The organism is Bradyrhizobium valentinum, assembly GCF_001440405.1.
Lineage (GTDB): Bacteria > Pseudomonadota > Alphaproteobacteria > Rhizobiales > Xanthobacteraceae > Bradyrhizobium > Bradyrhizobium valentinum.
The window spans coordinates 1-1,648 of sequence record NZ_LLXX01000129.1; the positions used below are offsets into that span (position 1 = coordinate 1).

Sequence of the window (1,648 nt, forward strand, 5' to 3'; positions counted from 1 at the left end):
CGCCCGATAGCGGAGCACCGTTGCCGGTGCCTTCCGGCAGCACGCTGCTGGTGCGTTCCAGCGGCGGCACGACCGACGTCGTGGTCGGCGGTGGCGTGACCGAGGTTGCGCCGGGCGAGCAGGCGCCGAAGGGCACCAACGAACGGCATTTCAAGATCACGGGCGACGGCTCCGCGCATGTCCGCGCGCCGTCCGGCCAGCCGCTGTGGCGCTTCGCGGCCATGCCCGACCGTGCGCCGGCCATCTCGCTGGCGAAGGATCCGGAACGCCAGGCCCGCGGCTCGCTGCAGATGTCCTACAAGATCGAGGACGATTACGGCGTCACCGAAGCGCGCGCGCAATTCGCCCCCCGCACTGCCGATGCAGGCAAGGAAGGCAAGAACAAGGAGGCCGACAAGGCCGAGCCGCGGCCGCTGTTCGAGCCGCCGCAGTTTGCGCTGGTGCTGCCGAATGCACGCACCCGCAACGGCGTCGGCCAGACGGTGAAGGATCTCAGCGAAGATCCCTATGCCGGCGCCGACGTGACGCTGACGCTCACGGCCAAGGACGAGGCCGGCAATGAAGGCAAGAGCGAGCCGTTCAACATGCGGCTGCCGGAGCGGCTGTTCACCAAGCCGTTGGCGCGCGCCCTGATCGAGCAGCGCCGCATTCTGGCGCTCGACGCCAACCAGAATTCGCAAGTCTATACCGCGCTTGATGCGCTGATGATCGCGCCGGAACTATTCACGCCGGAGGCCGGGCATTATCTCGGGCTCTTCAGCGTTAAGCACCAACTGGAGGCGGCGCGCACCGACGCCGCTCTGCGTGACGTCGTCGCCAGCCTGTGGGCGCTTGCGGTGACCATCGAGGACGGCAACATCACCGATGTCGACAAGGCGCTGCGCGCGGCGCAGGAGGCGCTCAAGCAGGCGCTGGAACGTGGCGCCACCGACGAGGAGATCAAGAAGCTTACGGACAATCTGCGCGCCGCGCTGGACAATTTCCTGCGCCAGCTCGCCGAGCAGTTCCGCAACAACCCGCAGCAATTGGCCCGTCCGCTCGATCCCAACACGAAGATGCTGAGCCAGCAGGATCTCAAGAGCATGCTCGACCGGCTGGAGCGGATGTCGCGTTCCGGCGACAAGGATGCCGCCAAGCAGCTCTTGGAACAGCTCCAGCAGATGCTGGAAAACCTGCAGATGGCGCAGCCCGGTCAGGGCGGCGACGACATGGAGCAGGCGCTGAACGAGCTCGGCGACATGATCCGCAAGCAGCAGCAATTGCGCGACAAGACCTACAAGCAGGGCCAGGATTCCAGGCGCGACCGTATGCGCGGCAAGCAGGGTGACAAGCAGGGCGACCAGAGCATGGGCGACCTGCAGCAGGACCAGCAGAGCCTGCGCGACCGGCTGAAGAAATTGCAGGAAGAACTTGCCAAGCGCGGCATGGGGCCGGGACAGCGCGGCCAACAGGGCCAACAGGGGCAGCAGGGCCAGCGCGGCGAACAGGGGCAGGGCCAGCAGGGTCAAGGCGGCGACCAGGGCGACGGCGAGGACGGGCTCGATCAGGCCGACTCGGCGATGGGCGATGCCACTGGCCGGCTCGGCGAAGGCAATGCCGACGGCGCGGTGGACTCCCAGGGCCGTGCGCTGGACGCGCTGCGCAAGGG

1 protein-coding gene is annotated in these 1,648 nt (G+C 67.5%); it reads left to right on the forward strand.

Annotated elements, in window-relative coordinates:
- Window positions 1–1,648 (forward strand): TIGR02302 family protein (locus CP49_RS22395; protein ID WP_063791744.1); only part of this gene is annotated, 1,648 nt, incomplete at both ends.